Here is a 17,526-nt window from a genome sequence, read left to right on the forward strand (position 1 = left end):
AAGTCAGTATTGTTGCCTATCATATCACTCTTATGTCATGCCTATGAAAGCAAAAATCCAGCATAGGCAAGCTTAATATATTGTAAAACTTACAAAAAGTTTACTGTTAAATTTTACGCATGGAGTCTAGATTCTTCCTTTCGCTAAAATAATATCAATAGCAATGATATTTGAACACTAGTGTAGCAAGCCACAATTTAGACGAGAAGAATTTGCCAAAATTCAATATCCAAAACATAAATTTCACAACATAAGTGCAAAAAAGTTTAATTATGAGATCGCTTTTTATATGTTGTATTATATCGTAATTATGATCATTATAGGCGTTATAACAAGGATTACAGGTTCAGGTTTATCTTAGTGTCAAGCAACGGGTATTCTACACCGTTTGGTTAAGGTTTGGCAAGCAGAATTTGCTAAATATCAAGTATTTCCTGAATATAAGTTAGTTAATTATGGAATGATCTTATCACAATTTAAATTTATTTATTAGAGTTTATATATCATTTACTCGGTAGAGTTACTGCTTTAATATATGTCTTAACCTTTAATGTATTTTTATTTTAAAGGAATAATAAAAAAGCATAATGTCCTACGTTATATAATTGCTTTATTGTTATTTTGTGTACAAGGTTTTATAGAGTGGTACATGGAAAAGTAGTTTAGTGAATTATTCCTAATGCTAGCTATTTTTGTCTTGCTTTTCATTTAATTATTGCCTTAGTTATTTATCACATACTTTTCTATCAATTAATAAAAAGTCATTGTGATATTCTATTAATTACTTCACAAATAGATTTAAAACTATCTTTAATATTCTGTATTTTTGCTATTATTATAATATAATAGACAAATTTTTTTTAGGTGCTTTGGTACCAGGACTTAATGCATGGCTTACATATAATAGTTTTCTATGGATGGGTGGTATTTTTGTACCGATAGAAATAAGAGGTAATTTATTTTTCTTTAAAAATTGCTATGATCAGGTTTTTATTCAATGCATGCGTTGTTTAGGTGGCTATAGTGTGTTTGCTATTATTATAGCTTTAGGAATTTTTTGTTAAAAGCGTGGTATCTAAAATTAAATAAAGTAGCTTATTGTTTAATAATTATCTTGCTAATGCAAATATCTACTGGAATAGTTACTCTTTTATATGCTCTGCCTATAGTTATTGCTTTTATGCATCAGTTTTGTACTGTAGTTCTTTTATCAATAGTAATATGGTGCTATTTTAAAATAAAAAGTTCCTAGATTCTATTTAAAATATGATCATTAATGTAAATACTCCACTGCCTTCTAGATTAGATAAATATTTAAAACGTTTATATCCATTATTAACTCAAGGAGTAATAGAGAAAGCACTACGTCAGGAACAAATTACTGTTAATTCTTGTAAAGTTGAAGCAAGATTAAGGGTAGTAGATGGTGATAAAATCTTTATTAGGGATCAGTTTAATTTACCTGTTAAGCAAAATAGTAAGTTAGTTTTTACTGATGCTGAAATTAAATTATCTGAGAAGATTATTAAGGGTTATTTGATATATGAAGACGATAATTTAATAGCTATAAATAAACCTGCAGGGCTTGCTACTCAAGGTGGTAGTAAAATAAATGTATCTATTGATGCTGCATTAAAATATTTGAATTATAAGGGAGCTGATTTTAAGTTAGTACATAGGTTAGATAAAGAAACAAGTGGTTTGCTTTTAATTGCTAAAAATTATTTAAGTAGTGTAAAGCTTCATAATGCTTTTAAAGAAAAAATGGTTGTAAAAACATATCTTGCCATAACTTATGGAAAACCAATGCAAGATATAGGAGAAATTAGAAGCAATATAGAAAAAAGTAAGGGTAGTACACCTAAAATTACAGATATTAACAATGAAAATGGCAAACTTGCCATTACTTATTATAAGTTACTTAAATCACTTAACAATAATTTATTTTTAATTGAATTTACCCCGGTTACAGGTAGAATGCATCAACTAAGGTTGCACGCTAAATTATTAGGTTGTCCAATACTTGGTGATAATAAATATGGCCATAAAGAAATAATGTCATATAGTAAATACATGTTCTTACATGCTAACAACATATATTTATCTAAAGAAGTTTTTAGTAAAAAAATTAATTTAGAAGCAAAGTTACCGTTTTATTTTACTGATAAGTTTAAGGAGTATTAAAATTATGATTTGTAGATATTTTTTATTGTTTGTTTTTTTGATCACTAATTGTGTTAATTGTTTTGCAGATATTCAGCAAAGGATTAATGAGGCAGAAAAAGAATACCTAAGTAATAGATTTTTAAATGCCGTTTTTATGTTTGCCGATAGCAATAAACTGTTATTAACTGGTGCTAAAGGAATTTTTGCTTTAAACGGTGATCAATTAAAAGCAAATGAAATGATGCCTATTGCTTCTGCTACAAAGTCTTTTACTGCGGCAGGGATTTTAAGATTACAAGAACAAGAATTATTAAATATTAACGATAAAATTTACAAATATCTTAATTTAGAAATGTGGGGAGGACAGGTACCAGATTGGGCATATAAGGTATCTATTCATAATTTATTAACGCATAGTAGCGGTATTGCTGAATATTTTAGTTTTGTAAACCTTGATTTGAATATGTCTAAGCAGGATATTAACAAAAAAATATTACAATTTGTTGCTTCTAAGCCTTTGGAAATACCTATAGGTAAAAAGTTTAAATATAGTAATACTAATTTTGTTATACTTGGTATGATTATCGAAAAAGTAGCTAAGAAAGATTTAGCAAGCTTTTTTTATGATGAATTTTTTAAACCTCTTAATATGAAATCTACTAGTTTTGCTTCATATAGTGAAGCTGCTAGAATTCAGAAAAATATAGTGAGTTCTAATTATCCTGTAAGGTATTTTTTGACGCCGAATAACAGCAATAAACCTATATTTACTCCTGTAACTGTTGATTTTTTAGCAGTTCCTTGTGCAGATGGCGGTATAATATCAACTCCTGCTGACCTTGTTAAATGGTATAGAGCATTAAATGAAGGAAAAGTTTTGTCTAAAAAATCATATAAATTTATGACAACTAAATATTTCTTAGCAAAGAAGATAGATGGACGTAAAACTTATACAGGATATGGTATTTTTCTTACCGATCTTGATTCTAAACATTTAATGGTGCATTGTGTAGGAAGAGCTTTAGGAATACAAAGTGCAGCAGGATATGTTTTGCCTAATAATCTATATTTTGCTATATTAAGTAATACTATGGTTAAGATTTCTGAAGAAGAAAAAGACAAAATTGATATAAAGAATCCTTTAAATCAGCTTGAAATAATTTATTTTAGAGATGCAATAATAAATGCAGCTATAAAAGATGATGAAATAGTAAGTAAAGATGTGAAATGAAGATAGTTACTTGGAATATTAATTCGCTACGCCTAAGGTTTAATTTATTAAAAAAGTTAGTGTATGAGTATCAACCTGATGTTATAGCATTGCAGGAAACAAAAGTAAGTGATTTTTTATTTCCTCTTGAAGTTATTAAAAATATGGGCTATGAACATGTAATATATTCAGGACAAAAGTCATATAATGGTGTTGCTATTATTTCTAAGTTTCCTTTAAAGAATATTTTTTCTTTGGAATTATATAATAGTGATAAAAGGCATATAGCAGCTATTATTAATGATATAGAAATACATAATTTTTATGTTCCTGCGGGCGGTGATGTACCAGATATAAATATAAATCTAAAATTTAAGCATAAGCTAGAATATATAAGGCTAATACATGAATGGTTAACTGCTAACCGAACTAAAAATGATAAGATTATCATTACTGGTGATTTAAATGTTGCTCCGTATGTACATGATGTGTGGTCAAGTACGCAGCTGAGAAATGTTGTTAGTCATACAGATATTGAACGCGCATTATTGATAGAATTACAGAATTCGTTAGGTTTTATTGATAGTGCTAGGCATTTTGTACCACTTAACAAAAAATTTTATACTTGGTGGAGTTATAGAAATATAGATTGGAAAAAATCTAATAGAGGTAGAAGATTAGATCATATTTGGATTAGTAATAATTTAAAAGATATGTTATTATCTATAAATTTACTATCAGAAGCACGTGATTGGTTGCCACCTTCAGATCATGTACCATATTTTGTAAATTTTAAATAAGTTTAAGGAGTTATTTAGTGATTGAACCAGGAAAATATAAACCGACAAAAGAAGAGTACATAAAAGCTTTTGAGAATATGTTATTACTACGACGTTTTGAAGAGAAATGCGGTCAGCAGTACAGTATGGGGAAAATAGGCGGTTTCTGTCATTTATATATAGGGCAAGAAGCAGTAATTTCTGCAGTAAATATGATTAAGCAGAAGGAAGATAGTACTATTACTAGCTATCGTGATCATGCTCATATTATTTTAGCAGGTACTGAGCCTAAATATGTCTTTGCTGAGCTTATGGGAAAAGCTACAGGTTGCTCAAAAGGTAAGGGTGGGTCAATGCATTTATTTGACGTACAAAATAAATTTTATGGTGGACATGGTATAGTGGGTGCACAGGTACCGATAGGTACAGGGCTTGCTTTTGCAGAAAAATATCTAGGCACAAATAATATTTGTTTTACCTTTTTAGGTGATGGTGCAGTTAATCAAGGACAAGTATATGAAGCCTTTAATATCGCTGCTTTATGGGGTTTGCCGGTACTTTATATTATCGAAAATAATGAATATTCTATGGGCACTTCCGTTGCTCGTTCTACTTTTATACGTGATCTTTATAGAAAAGGTGAATCATTTGGTATAAAAGGATTTCAGTTAAATGGTATGGATTTTGAAGAAGTTTATGATTATTCCAAGCAAGCTGCTGAATATGTTAGAAAAAATAGTTACCAGTTAATATTAGAGGTAAAAACTTATCGTTACCGTGGACATTCAATGTCTGATCCAGCCAAATATCGTAGCAAAGAAGAAGTTGAGCAATATAAAGAGCAAGATCCATTAGTAAGAATACGAAAAATAATATTAGATAATAATTATGCTGATGAAAAAAATCTAAAGGAAATAGAGCAATCGATTAAAGAAATTATTAAAGAAGCGGTAGAATTTTCAGAAAATTCACCACTACCGAATGAAGATGAGCTTTACACAAATGTGTATGTTTAATAGAAGGAATTTAGGTATATGGTTCTAGCAATGTCTACAATATCATTCTAGCTAGGGCAGAAATCTAGTAGAATTATACGAAAACTAATTTTTTGTATCTTTACTTAAAAATTTGTAATTTTAATAGCCTATTTATCCTGGCTTTGCACTCTAGCTCTTGACATGAGAGCTGTGATTATAAGGCAGTTCTCAAAGAAAAGAATTTAATTTAAACAGAAAGAAAAATGCAAATAACGGTACGTGAAGCATTACGTGATGCAATGCAAGAAGAAATGATACGTGATGAGAAAGTTTTCATTATGGGTGAAGAAGTGGCAGAATATCAAGGAGCCTATAAGGTCACTCAAGGATTGCTTGAGCAATTTGGTCCTAGAAGGGTAATTGATACGCCAATAACGGAATACGGTTTTGCTGGGCTTGCAGTCGGAGCAGCTTTTGCAGGGCTTCGTCCGATCGTAGAGTTTATGACCTTTAATTTTGCTATGCAAGCTATGGATCATATAGTTAACTCTGCTGCTAAAACACATTATATGTCTGGTGGACAAGTTAAATGTCCTATAGTATTTAGAGGACCAAATGGTGCAGCAAGTAGAGTAGCAGCACAGCATAGTCAGAATTATACAGCTTGCTATTCACATATTCCTGGTTTAAAAGTAGTAGCACCTTATAGCGCAGAAGATCATAAAGGATTGATGATTACGGCTATTAGAGATGATAATCCAGTGATTTTCTTAGAAAATGAGATTTTATATGGGCATAGTTTTGATATATCAGAAACAGTTTTGCCTATTCCTTTCGGTAAAGCAACGGTTTTAAAGGAAGGCTGGAGTGTCACTATAGTTACTTTTTCTATTCAAGTAAAACTTGTGCTAGATGCTGCAAATATTTTGCAAAATGATAATATTGATTGTGAAGTTATTGACCTGCGTACTATTAAACCGCTTGATGTAGAGACAATAATAGAATCTGTGAAGAAAACTAATCGTTTGGTTATAATTGAAGAAGGATGGTTTTTTGCTGGTGTCGGTGCAAGTATAGCAGCTATCGTTATGAAAGAGGCATTTGATTATTTAGATGCCCCAATAGAGATTGTAAGTGGTAAAGACGTACCTCTTCCATATGCTGTTAATTTAGAGAAACTAGCATTGCCTAGTGAGAGTAATGTAATAGATGCTATAAAAAAAGTTTGTTATTATAATATTTAAATATGCATATTCTTGATAAATTGAAAGTAGTATATAAACATTTGTTAACTAAAAGTTTGTTTTAGAAAAATAATAATAATCTTAGATTCTAAGAATAAATTTATTGCTGTGAGCTTAAAGCTGAACTTAGCAATGCTATATCTGAGGTACAATAATATATTCTTAATGATGTAACGTAGTATAGCTAAATTTACTTGTCTCAAGGTTACACTTACTTCGCAGTTCTTTTGCGGTCGTTAGGGTTAAGAAGTGCTTTACGTAAGCGTATAGACTTTGGTGTTATTTCAACTCTTTCATCATCCTCAATATAGCTAATTGCTTGCTCTAAAGTTAATAGCATTGGTGGCGTTAGTCTTATAGTTTCATCTTTACCAGCAGCTCTAACATTGCTTAGCTGTTTAGATTTTAGCGGATTTACCTCTAAATCATTGTCACGATTATGTTCACCAATTATCATACCTCTATATACTTTATCTCCAGGATTTATAAACATTTTTCCCCTATCTTCCAAATTCCATAGAGCATAAGCAACTGCTATGCCATCACAGTTTGAGATGAGAACACCATTACGTCTACCTTCAATAACTCCTTTATAATCAGTATATCCATAGAAAATACGGTTCATGATACCAGTGCCTCGAGTTTCAGTTAAAAATTGACTATGATAGCCAATTAATCCTCTAGAAGGTCCAAGAAATGTAACACGACTTTTACCGCTGCCAGAAGGACGCATATCAATCATTTCAGCCTTTCTAAGAGCTAGAGACTTGACAATTACTCCTACATAATCATCATCAACATCCACTTGTATTTCTTCCATAGGCTCTTGCTTATTACCGTTTTCATCAGTTTTAAATAATACTTCAGGTCTACTGATAGATAACTCAAATCCTTCACGACGCATAGTTTCAATTAAGATTCCAAGCTGTAGCTCTCCACGTCCTGCAACCTGAAAGGCGTTTTTTTCAGCAGATTCAGTAACTCTTAGGGCTACATTGCTCTCAAGCTCACGTATTAATCTATTACCTATTAAACTTGATGTGACTTTTGTACCTTCAGTGCCTGCTAGCGGTGAATCATTAACACTAAAAGTCATAGACAAAGTTGGTGGATCAATAGGCAATGATGGTACAGCTTTGGTTACTTCGGGGGCACATATTGTATCAGTAACATTAGCATTTTCTACTCCTGCCACTGCAATAATATCACCAGCTTCTGCTTCATCTATAGCTACTCGTTCTAAACCTCGGAACGCTAATATTTTAGTAATACGTCCGTTCTCAAGTACTTCATTTTCACGGTTTAATACCTTAACATTTTGATTAATTTTAATGATACCGCTTTGTATACGTCCGGTTAGAACCCTGCCAAAGAAAGGATTATATTCTCTAGTAGTAACAAGCATAGAAAATGGTGCTTTATCATCAGCTATAGGATTTGATACATGATTTACTATAAGCTTAAAAAGTGGTGATAAATCATCTGCTAAATTATCTAAAGGATTTACTCCTTCATCAAATGTTAAGGAAGCTCTGCCTGCTTTGCCTGAAGCATAAACAATCGGAAAGTCAAGTTGCTCATCATTTGCTTCTAACGCTATAAATAACTCAAATACTTCATCAACTACCTCTTTAACTCTTCTATCATCTCTATCAATTTTATTAATAATAACTATTGGTTTTAAACCAAGTTTTAAAGCTTTAGATAACACAAATTTCGTTTGTGGCATTGGTCCTTCTGAAGCGTCAACAAGTAGTACAACACCATCAACCATGTTAAGGATACGTTCTACCTCAGCACCAAAGTCAGCATGCCCTGGTGTATCTACTATGTTAATACGGATATCACTCCACATAAGAGCAGTGCATTTAGCAAATATTGTTATTCCTCGTTCACGTTCAAGATCATTAAAATCCATAGCACGCTCAGCAACTGCTTGATTAGCTCTAAATGTACCGCTTTGTTTAAGCATGTTATTAACAAGCGTAGTTTTTCCATGATCAACGTGGGCAATAATTGCTATATTACGAATATACTTCATCTTTAAAAATTCTCACAATTTACAATTATTTCATATAATATACATTTAAATATTAAAATAAATATTAAAAATTGAAATAAAGTTCTTGAAAAAGAAATAGAATTAACTATAAACTAAAAATATAAAAAGCTTTTACAACCTAAAATAATAAGAATTTAATGAACTATAGAATATGGCTTTTTATTTGCTTTTGACAAAACATATATTTAAATGGCATTCACATAATTATCTTGAAAAGAGATTATGAGGATTTATACATCATTCTATAAGTTGATATAAATTTGCCTCTGATGCTGAATATGATCAAGAAATATCTAGACTTACTAAAACACTCTTTGTTCATTTAATGAAAATATTTTGAATTATAACTTAAGATAGAAAAATGATAAAAGAATAGTTAATAATTTAAATAAAGAAAATTCTGTGGTTAGGAAATAAAATAGGTATAGTGTAGTTCAATAATAATTATCCTGATGCTATAAAATATACAATGGAACCATTACTAAAAGAAGATGTAATATTATAAAACCTTATAATAAGGAAACAATAAAATATTATACTAAACTACTGTCTATGATTTAAGAAGCAATAAGAAATACCTGGTAACTAATTAAAGAAAATATATTTTTTATTGATAATGATTCTAAGCACATCAAAGAGCAAACAGAGTGTACTACATTAAGGTATTTTAGTTAAAAACAAGTTTTTACAATAATTTAATTAAAGTGTATGGAATTAAAGTTGACTTAGGTCAACTGTTTACTTATGTAGCAAAGATGAGAATATATTTAAGCTAAGAGAAAGTTATAAAGATATTAAATTTGAGTCTCTTTCAGGAAGTGATTACTTGAAGATAGATGAATAGTATTGAAATTAAGATTTCAGGAAAAATCATAATCTTTAAATTTTTCATAGTAGACAAATTATATTATGTTATTTATTCTTAAAACCAATATAGTGTTGCTTTGTATGGTTTTTTATAATTGTGACTATCTTTTTATCATGGAGTCCATAGTCACGGTATAACACAGTCTTAGTATAGAACCACACAATAATGCTTTATTCGCAATGATGATTAAGTAGTTATAAATATAACTTATAGGATTGTAATGATATATCGTATATTATTTTTATGCATATTCATAATAAATTTCTCGGTGCTTGTAAAAGCGCAAGATATACCAATTAAAGAAGATAATTTCAAAGTTAGAATAGCAATTGTGGATGTGCAGTCTATTTTGGAAGGTTCAATTGCTGTTAAGGATTTACGTAATAAAATTGAAAAGCTTAACAAAAAGATTCATGAAGATATAGCTCAAAAAGAAGCAGAGCTTAAGCCTATGGAAGAAAAGTTAATAAATGAACGTTCTTCTTTAAGTGAAGTGGATTTTGAGCATAAAGTAAATGAGTTTAATGCAAACGTTAGTGAAGTTAAAAAAGAAATTCAAATTAAAAAAACAAAGCTTGAGCAAGCACATGCTGAAGCTATGAGTAAAATCCATGAAGCAACGATTACAATAATTAGTGATCTAGCTGAGAAATATAATCTTAATTTGGTAATTCCAAGTGCACAAATTTTATATGCAAAAAATAATTTGAATATAACTTCTGAAGTAACTTTTATGTTAAATGAAAAATTAAGAGAAGTAACTATTAACTATTAATAAGTATTGATTATGGCGAAATTTACACCGATTACAATTGCATATGGGGACGGTATAGGCCCTGAAATAATGGAAGTAGTGCTTTATATATTGCGCAAAGCTGAGGCTCGCATTCGCCTCGAGACTATTGAAGTAGGAGAAAAGCTCTATAAAAGGCATTATACTTCTGGTATAAGTGAAAAAAGCTGGGAGTCAATAGAGCGTACTGGAATTATACTGAAAGCGCCGATTACTACACCGCAAGGCGGAGGATATAAAAGTTTAAACGTAACGATTCGTAAAACATTGTCACTTTTTGCTAATATTCGTCCTTCTGTTTCTTTTTATCCTTTTACTAAGACACTACATCCAAATTTAAATCTAACTATTATACGTGAAAATGAAGAAGATTTATATGCAGGTATAGAATATCGCCAAACTCATAATATGTATGAGTCTGTTAAGTTAATAAGTTATACTGGATGTGAGAAAATTATTAGATTTGCTTTTGAATATGCAGTAAAAAATAATCGTAAAAAAGTCACTGCATTAAGCAAAGATAATATTATGAAATTTTCTGATGGGATTTTTCATAAAGTATTTGATAAGATTGCAAAAGAATATCCGCAGATTAATAATGAGCATTATATTATCGATATTGGTACAGCAATACTCGCTACTAAACCTGAATCATTTGATGTAGTAGTAACTTCTAACCTTTACGGTGATATTATTTCTGATGTAGCTGCTGCAATTTCCGGTTCTGTAGGTCTTGCTGGTTCTGCAAATATTGGACAGCATTATGCTATGTTTGAAGCAGTACATGGTAGTGCACTTGATATTGCAGGCATGGATATTGCAAATCCTTCAGGGCTTTTAAATGCAGCTATAATGATGCTTGTGCATATAGGGCAGGATGATATTGCTTCTCTAATCGAAAATGCATGGAAGAAAACTATAGAGGATGGGGTTCATACTGCTGATATATATAACGAGCAACATTCTAGCAAAAAAGTTGGTACAAAAGAATTCGCAGAAGAAGTAGTAAAAAGATTGGGGCAGCTACCTACAAAACTACCTAAAGCAGAATACCGATTAATTGTTCAGAAACAAGAAGATAATATAGATTATACTATTAATACTAAAGAGGTAAAAAAATTAGTCGGCGTAGATATATTTATAAATATGAATGTTTCTTCGGCTCATGATATAGCAGAAAAAATTCATAAGTGTAATATAGATAATTTAGAGTTAAAAATAATATCTTCAAAAGGGCTAAAATTATGGCCTCGTAGTACAAGATTTGAAACTATTTCTGACTATTGGTGTTGTCGTTTTATGGCTAAAGATGGAAAAGAAATAAAGCATTTAGATATCACTAAGTTGCTTGAAGTATTAAGTAAAACAAAGATTGATTTTATCAAAGTAGAAAATTTATTTGAATTTGATGGTATAGCAGGTTATAGCTTAGCACAAGGAGATTAGATTCTTGTTTGTATAGTTTGATTAGAGCTTTATTCTATGATTTTTATGTTACACTACAGGAATAACAATAATTCACTTTTTTGTTGTAAGCAACCAAGAATTAAAGGAATAAAATAATGATATTATATTATATCGGGATAGTATTAGTAGTTATTGGGCTGTTTGCTATATTTTCCGGTCTTATTGGGTTTTTTAGATTTCCTAATTTTTATACGAAACTACATTCAGCAAGCGTTATTGAAAGTTTTGGGGTGCCTGCTTGTTTAATAGGTTTTGCATGTCTTGAGTCAGATATTATGAATTGCTTTAAATTAATTTTAGCAGCTTTATTAATTTTCTTACTAAATCCAGTAGCAACGCATGCACTTGGTAAAGCATCGTTGCTTATGAAAATTAAAGCTTACAATAAGCATGATGATTAATTCTTTACTAAACATAAAAGTAGCTTTAAACTTTGACCTCAGCAATTATCTACTTCACTTAATTGCTTTTTTATTAATTATTATCTCGATAAAGATAGTTGTTACTAATGATTTATTAAATTCAGTGATTGCTAGTTCTGTCTTTAGTTTATTAATCGGTGTATCTTATCTTATTATGGATGCTCCGGATGTTGCAATGACTGAAGTAGCACTCAGCGCTTGCTTATCAACATGTGTATATTTAAATTTCTTACGAAAACTACCTTCTAATTTAAAAAATAATATACAAAGAACTAATATTATTTCTGCAATTTTAATATGTTTATTATTTGTAATAATTCTTACTTATATCGGATTAGAATTACCAGATTACGGTGATTATAATGCTCCTCTACAAATGTACTCAAGTAAATATTATATAGAGAATACAGAGAAAGATATCGGAGTAATGTCTCTTGTTGCTGCTATTCTTGCTAGTTACCGTGCTTATGATACTTTAGGTGAAACTAGCATAATTTTAATTGCTGGAATTTCGATATTGTTAATATTCTCATTAAGAAAATCTGATGATCTATTAAGTGAAAAAGTAAATCAAGTTGAATTTATACTAGCAAATTATCCGGTAATAAAATATATCACTATCTTTGTAGTACCTTACATAATTTTATATGGTATATATATTCAGATTAATGGTGAATCTTCACCAGGTGGAGGATTTCAAGCAGGTGTGATATTTGCTTCTGCACTTATTGCCTGTGATTTAATTTATGGCCACCATAAATTAAAACGCTATTTTCCAACTAATATGCTAATTTATATTGCTGTTTTAGGTGTAGCAATATACGCAATTATTGGAGCAATATCGCTATTTTTTAATGATAATTATTTAAATTATTATTCATTAACCAATTTTATTGGTGATAAATTAGCTGCTCAACATATCGCAATAGTCATAGTTGAAATAGGCATAGGTTTAACTATTTCAACTATTATGTATTTAATTTATAGCTTGTTTAATTATGAGTAGTTTGTTTTTATTGATTAAACATGAGTTTATAGTACAAAATCGTATTAATAATATGATTAAATATTTAGTAATATTTTTTTTGTTTTGCATGATTAGTACTATTTTAATTAATAGTGAAAGAGATATTAAAAAATTCGGTTTAATTTTTTCAGTAATTTGTTTATTAATTTCACTGATAAGTTTTTCTTCTATTATATTTAAATCGGATTTAGAGGATGGAACTTTGGAGTTATTATTATCAATTGTAAGTCATGAAAAAATTATATTAGCTAAATTTTTTGCTATATTTATCAGTAGTACTATAGGCATGACTTTAACCTTACCTATTATTTATATTTTTTTTAATCAAACTTTGACAGAAATAATATTTTTCTTTATTAGTGTATTGCTTATATTGATTTTATCAAGTAGCCTAGTAGTTTTATCAGGTAGTATTCAAAGCTATTTTAGAGCTAATGCTAATTTTATTGGTACATTTATTATGCCTTTATTAATACCGAGTATTATAATGACAGGTTTAGTACTACAAGATAATAATTTGCAATTAATTTTTATTATAATAGGAATTAATTTAGTATTTTTACCGATTTCATTTTTCTTAAGTTTATATTTGATTAGAAATATTTACAACATTATGTGATTATTTTCTTTATTTTTATTAAAGTGATAGTATAAAATAAGGTAATAAATTTTCTTGAGAATGGTATACTCTATCAACTTTAAAAATTGGCTATGTAGTTTTATAAGTTCTATAGTGCGAACTATTATTAATATACTCTCTATTCCTCGTCTTATAGCACGATTCCTCTTTTTGAAGTTGATCCACGTATATCTATTTTTTTTTACTCGGAGTACATTATGTGGCAAGCTTTAAGAAGATTAATAGCACTTAACCCTATGGGGGTTTTTTTATGGGGTCTTATTACAAAATGGTATTTAATTATATCTGTAGCATCATTAATTGTGTTATATTATGTAGTAAAAGGATTAGATAGAATAGGTTTTATAGATTATTTTACTAGGACTACGGTTGAGATATTGGATACAAGTAAAGCAATTGCTCAAAATTGTACTCCAAGACTCGGTCCTGACTGGAATGATTTAGTTAATTTTTGGAATTGTTTAGGTGATCCTGGGCAATATGAAGTTAGAGACGATGTAACAGGAGAACGAAAGTTACAGGAAAAGATAGAAGATCTTATTTTACTTCAACCAGGTAGTACTGTTCCTGAACCAGGTAATCCATATGATAACGGTAATAACTCAAGTTTACATTGAAGATCAGTTATTTTAAATTATGTCAGATACTGAATATTGTAAAAATAAGCAGACTACACGTCGTGATTTTATGGTTTTGACAGCTAATAGTATTGCAGCGGTTGGGGCTGCATGTACTATTTGGCCACTTGTTGATTCTTTAAACCCTTCGGCGGATATACTCGCTTTGTCATCAATTGAGGTAGATTTATCAAATATTGCAGTAGGACAAACAGTTACAGTTAAATGGCAAGGTAAACCAGTTTTTATTACTAACCGTACACCAGATAAAATAGCTGAGGCAAGAGCAGTAAAGATGTCAGAACTGAGAGATCCTGAAACAGATGAAGCACGTGTAAAGCCTGGACATGCTAATTGGCTTGTAACAATCGGTATTTGTACGCATCTAGGTTGTGTGCCACTTGCTAATCAAGGTGAATATAACGGGTGGTTTTGTCCATGTCATGGCTCACAATATGATTCGTCAGGTAGAGTTAGAAGAGGGCCAGCACCTTTAAATTTAGCTGTGCCGCTATATACTTTTATTAGTAATAAAAGAATTAGAATTGGGTAATTATTTATGAATAAAGATATTATCCCTAAAAAGGCTAATGCTATCATTGAATGGATAGATTATCGTCTTCCTATTTGTTCTTTCCTAAAGTATTTTAGTCATTATCAGACTCCTAAAAATCTTAATTATTTGTGGAATTTAGGCTCTATTGCTAGCATTGCATTAGTAATTCAGATAATCACTGGTGTAGTGTTGGCTATGCATTACACACCTCATGTTGACCATGCTTTTGATAGTGTTGAAAGAATAATGCGTAATGTTAATTATGGCTGGTTATTGCGTTATACTCATGCGGTTGGAACATCGATGTTTTTTATGGCTGTTTATTTGCATATAATAAGGGGCTTATATTATGGCTCTTATAAAGCACCAAGAGAGCTGCTCTGGCATATTGGTATTATTATTTTCTTAACTATGATGGCAACTGCTTTTATGGGATATGTACTACCTTGGGGGCAAATGAGCTATTGGGGTGCAACGGTAATTACAAATTTATTCTCAGCTATTCCGTTAGTTGGTAAGTCTATTGTTACTTGGCTATGTGGTGGTTTTTCAGTGGATAATCCTACTCTTAATAGATTCTTTGCTCTGCATTATTTATTGCCATTTATCATTGTTGCTTTAGTAATGCTGCATTTAGTAGCTTTACATAGGCATGGTTCGAATAATCCAAAAGGTATTGATATTAAAAGTCCTAAAGATACTATTCCATTTCATCCTTATTATACAGTAAAGGATTTTGTTGGCTTTGGTGTATATTTTATAATATTTGCTTATTTTGTTTTTTATCAACCTAATTATTTAGGTCATCCAGACAATTACATACCGGCAAATCCATTGGTTACACCAGCGCATATTGTTCCTGAATGGTATTTTATGCTATTTTACGCAATACTTAGGGCTATACCTTCTAAGCTTGGTGGTGTGTTATTGATGTTTGGGAGTATCTTTGTGTTGTTCTTACTACCTTGGCTGGACACTTCAAAAGTTAGAAGTAGCAGCTATAGACCTATATATAGAATCGCATTTTGGATATTTATTGCAGATTGTTTGTTGCTTGGTTATTTAGGAGGAAAGCCTGCAGAAGAACCTTATATTACTATAAGTAGGTTTGCTGTTTGTTATTACTTTTTCCATTTCTTAGTGGCCTTGCCTCTGATTGGTAAGTATGAAAAAGCACTACCTTTGCCTAAGGAATTATAGGAGTTTAGTGCACTATCATCATTGTAAGCAAGCATTGTTATGTGGATTAATTTTTAAAAAGTATGAAAACTAGATTAATTATTTCTATACTTATTATATTATTAACTTCTTTCTTAACACTATCAAATGAAGGAGGTTTGATGCCAAAGAAGATGAAATGGTCATTTGACGGGATATTTGGCACAGTTGATCGTATATCAGCACAGAGAGGTTTTCAAGTTTATAAAGAAGTTTGTAGCGTTTGTCACGGTTTAAACAATCTATATTATCGTAACCTAAAAGATATTGGTTTTTCTGATAATGAAATAAAAGAAATTGCTAAAGGATATATAGTAAAGGATGGTCCAAACGATGATGGTGATATGTTTTATAGACCAGCAATCTCTTCCGATCGATTTGTGTTACCTTATCCAAATGAGCAGGCAGCAAGAGCAGCTAACAACGGTGCATATCCGCCTGATCTATCTTTGATAATAAAAGCACGTCATGACGGAGCTAATTATATATATTCACTACTTACTGGTTATAAAGAACCGCCTGCAGGATTTAAATTAATACAGAGCGCTCACTATAATCCATATTTTCCTAATTATCAAATAGCTATGCCTCCGCCTCTTGCTGATGGGCAGGTAGCTTACATGGATGGTACTAAAGCAAGTGTAGAACAAATGACTCATGATGTCGCAGTGTTCTTGCAATGGGCAGCTGAACCAGAAATGGAACATCGCAAATCGATGGGTCTTAAAGTCATGATATTCTTAGTGGTGTTTACAATCTTTTTCTATATTGCTAAAAACCGTATTTGGTCAAACTTAAAGTAAAGTTTTTAAATCAAAGTTCTTAATATCGTAATGTAGTAATTAATTTTTACTATACTTATCTTTCTATTTAATAATAGATAGGTATTTATAATTAATTTATTTGCAATAATAATGAGATTTATTAATTTTATAGTACCCAAAATTTAAAAAGAATAAAGATATTAATGATAAAAAGCACGAGATAAATATTTTAGATCATCGGATTGCTAATAACAAACTTAATCAATCTAAAACTTTACACTATATAGCACGAGATGCAGAATAGTATAATATTTATTCAACTTATAAATTAGGAGTTAGTTTGTTTGGTACTTTGAAACGTTAGGTAAGGATAAAAATAGATAGAAGTTAGGAATAGAGAGATTAAAAATATTAGTTTTATATTGTAAGTATTAACACAAGAATGATATAGAATAGGAGGTTCATAGGTAATTTGTGCTTTGAATGCTCTAAGATTCATAGACTTTTTTAGAACATTAAATATAGATTCAATGAATGAACGATCTTTTGCATAATAAAACTATGTCTTCTATATCTAACAAATGATTTTCATTTTTTCTGTATTTCCTGTAAATAAAGGTAACTCATGAGAATATAAGTTATTAAATTAATCTTTGGATATATATCTTTTATCATCAAAGATTTTGTTTTGTAATTCAGTTATTATATCACCTATT

At 30.2% G+C, this 17,526-nt stretch carries 15 protein-coding genes and 1 pseudogene; 15 read left to right on the forward strand and 1 reads right to left on the reverse strand.

The genetic code is table 11. From position 1 onward, the window contains the following. Nucleotides 1–254 precede the first annotated feature (254 nt). The 6 genes and pseudogenes from AC27F4_RS02655 (at nucleotide 255) to AC27F4_RS02680 (ending at nucleotide 6,376) form a co-directional block, all read left to right on the forward strand. Nucleotides 255–1,252, forward strand: a pseudogene (locus AC27F4_RS02655) (COX15/CtaA family protein). Nucleotides 1,253–1,266: 14 nt separating this feature from the next. Next, nucleotides 1,267–2,184, forward strand: a complete 918-nt coding sequence (locus tag AC27F4_RS02660) for an RluA family pseudouridine synthase (RefSeq protein WP_487061828.1) — start codon at nucleotides 1,267–1,269, stop codon at nucleotides 2,182–2,184. A 4-nt stretch (nucleotides 2,185–2,188) separates the two neighbouring features. Continuing rightward, nucleotides 2,189–3,397, forward strand: coding sequence for a serine hydrolase domain-containing protein (locus tag AC27F4_RS02665; RefSeq protein ID WP_487061830.1), 1,209 nt, complete (start codon nucleotides 2,189–2,191; stop codon nucleotides 3,395–3,397). Then, nucleotides 3,394–4,176, forward strand: coding sequence for an exodeoxyribonuclease III (xth, locus tag AC27F4_RS02670; protein WP_487061832.1), 783 nt, complete (start codon nucleotides 3,394–3,396; stop codon nucleotides 4,174–4,176). The genes AC27F4_RS02665 and xth overlap by 4 nt, the downstream gene beginning before the upstream one ends. Nucleotides 4,177–4,193: 17 nt before the next feature. Next, nucleotides 4,194–5,171, forward strand: coding sequence for a pyruvate dehydrogenase (acetyl-transferring) E1 component subunit alpha (gene pdhA, locus AC27F4_RS02675; RefSeq protein ID WP_487061834.1), 978 nt, complete (start codon nucleotides 4,194–4,196; stop codon nucleotides 5,169–5,171). Nucleotides 5,172–5,395: 224 nt separating this feature from the next. Further along, nucleotides 5,396–6,376, forward strand: a complete 981-nt coding sequence (locus tag AC27F4_RS02680) for a pyruvate dehydrogenase complex E1 component subunit beta (protein ID WP_487061836.1) — start codon at nucleotides 5,396–5,398, stop codon at nucleotides 6,374–6,376. 211 nt (nucleotides 6,377–6,587) lie between these two features. Here AC27F4_RS02680 and typA read toward each other — a convergent pair whose 3' ends face one another. Beyond that, nucleotides 6,588–8,417: a translational GTPase TypA gene (typA, locus tag AC27F4_RS02685; protein ID WP_487061838.1), complete on the reverse strand. Its 1,830-nt coding sequence runs from the start codon at nucleotides 8,415–8,417 to the stop codon at nucleotides 6,588–6,590. Nucleotides 8,418–9,526: 1,109 nt separating this feature from the next. Between typA and AC27F4_RS02690 the strand changes: the two genes are divergently transcribed. The 9 genes from AC27F4_RS02690 (at nucleotide 9,527) to AC27F4_RS02730 (ending at nucleotide 16,849) form a co-directional block, all read left to right on the forward strand. Continuing rightward, nucleotides 9,527–10,081, forward strand: coding sequence for an OmpH family outer membrane protein (locus tag AC27F4_RS02690; RefSeq protein WP_487061840.1), 555 nt, complete (start codon nucleotides 9,527–9,529; stop codon nucleotides 10,079–10,081). Nucleotides 10,082–10,093: 12 nt separating this feature from the next. After that, on the forward strand, nucleotides 10,094–11,545 hold the full coding sequence (locus tag AC27F4_RS02695) for an NADP-dependent isocitrate dehydrogenase (protein WP_487061842.1): 1,452 nt from the start codon (nucleotides 10,094–10,096) through the stop codon (nucleotides 11,543–11,545). Between the two features lie 116 nt (nucleotides 11,546–11,661). Beyond that, nucleotides 11,662–11,967 (forward strand): Na+/H+ antiporter subunit G, encoded by a 306-nt coding sequence (locus AC27F4_RS02700; protein WP_487061844.1) that lies wholly within the window; start codon nucleotides 11,662–11,664, stop codon nucleotides 11,965–11,967. Further along, nucleotides 11,960–12,994, forward strand: a complete 1,035-nt coding sequence (locus AC27F4_RS02705; protein ID WP_487061865.1) for a DUF4040 domain-containing protein — start codon at nucleotides 11,960–11,962, stop codon at nucleotides 12,992–12,994. The genes AC27F4_RS02700 and AC27F4_RS02705 overlap by 8 nt, the downstream gene beginning before the upstream one ends. Next, a complete protein-coding gene (locus tag AC27F4_RS02710) occupies nucleotides 12,987–13,634 on the forward strand; it encodes a heme exporter protein CcmB (RefSeq protein WP_487061846.1) in 648 nt (215 codons plus the stop codon). Before AC27F4_RS02705 ends, AC27F4_RS02710 begins: the two co-directional genes overlap by 8 nt. Nucleotides 13,635–13,852: 218 nt before the next feature. Beyond that, entirely contained in the window at nucleotides 13,853–14,272 is a 420-nt protein-coding gene (locus AC27F4_RS02715) for a DUF2670 domain-containing protein (protein WP_487061848.1), read from the forward strand. A 19-nt stretch (nucleotides 14,273–14,291) separates the two neighbouring features. Continuing rightward, nucleotides 14,292–14,825, forward strand: a complete 534-nt coding sequence (petA, locus tag AC27F4_RS02720) for a ubiquinol-cytochrome c reductase iron-sulfur subunit (RefSeq protein WP_487061850.1) — start codon at nucleotides 14,292–14,294, stop codon at nucleotides 14,823–14,825. A gap of 6 nt (nucleotides 14,826–14,831) precedes the next feature. Continuing rightward, a complete protein-coding gene (locus AC27F4_RS02725) occupies nucleotides 14,832–16,028 on the forward strand; it encodes a cytochrome b (protein WP_487061852.1) in 1,197 nt (398 codons plus the stop codon). Between the two features lie 62 nt (nucleotides 16,029–16,090). Continuing rightward, nucleotides 16,091–16,849 carry a cytochrome c1 gene (locus AC27F4_RS02730; protein WP_487061855.1) on the forward strand — a complete coding sequence of 253 codons (759 nt, stop codon included), beginning with the start codon at nucleotides 16,091–16,093 and terminating at the stop codon, nucleotides 16,847–16,849. Nucleotides 16,850–17,526 lie beyond the last annotated feature (677 nt).

The organism is Candidatus Rickettsia mendelii (assembly GCF_057543435.1).

Bases quoted from the DNA above. Each gene is read 5' to 3' on its own strand.
- AC27F4_RS02695 (WP_487061842.1), top strand. From the start codon at position 10,094: ATGGCGAAATTTACACCGATTACAATTGCATATGGGGACGGTATAGGC.
- AC27F4_RS02705 (WP_487061865.1), top strand. From the start codon at position 11,960: ATGATTAATTCTTTACTAAACATAAAAGTAGCTTTAAACTTTGACCTC.
- AC27F4_RS02660 (WP_487061828.1), top strand. From the start codon at position 1,267: ATGATCATTAATGTAAATACTCCACTGCCTTCTAGATTAGATAAATAT.
- AC27F4_RS02665 (WP_487061830.1), top strand. From the start codon at position 2,189: ATGATTTGTAGATATTTTTTATTGTTTGTTTTTTTGATCACTAATTGT.
- AC27F4_RS02730 (WP_487061855.1), top strand. From the start codon at position 16,091: ATGAAAACTAGATTAATTATTTCTATACTTATTATATTATTAACTTCT.
- AC27F4_RS02710 (WP_487061846.1), top strand. From the start codon at position 12,987: ATGAGTAGTTTGTTTTTATTGATTAAACATGAGTTTATAGTACAAAAT.
- xth (WP_487061832.1), top strand. From the start codon at position 3,394: ATGAAGATAGTTACTTGGAATATTAATTCGCTACGCCTAAGGTTTAAT.
- AC27F4_RS02680 (WP_487061836.1), top strand. From the start codon at position 5,396: ATGCAAATAACGGTACGTGAAGCATTACGTGATGCAATGCAAGAAGAA.
- AC27F4_RS02725 (WP_487061852.1), top strand. From the start codon at position 14,832: ATGAATAAAGATATTATCCCTAAAAAGGCTAATGCTATCATTGAATGG.
- AC27F4_RS02690 (WP_487061840.1), top strand. From the start codon at position 9,527: ATGATATATCGTATATTATTTTTATGCATATTCATAATAAATTTCTCG.
- AC27F4_RS02700 (WP_487061844.1), top strand. From the start codon at position 11,662: ATGATATTATATTATATCGGGATAGTATTAGTAGTTATTGGGCTGTTT.
- petA (WP_487061850.1), top strand. From the start codon at position 14,292: ATGTCAGATACTGAATATTGTAAAAATAAGCAGACTACACGTCGTGAT.
- typA (WP_487061838.1), bottom strand. From the start codon at position 8,417: ATGAAGTATATTCGTAATATAGCAATTATTGCCCACGTTGATCATGGA.
- AC27F4_RS02715 (WP_487061848.1), top strand. From the start codon at position 13,853: ATGTGGCAAGCTTTAAGAAGATTAATAGCACTTAACCCTATGGGGGTT.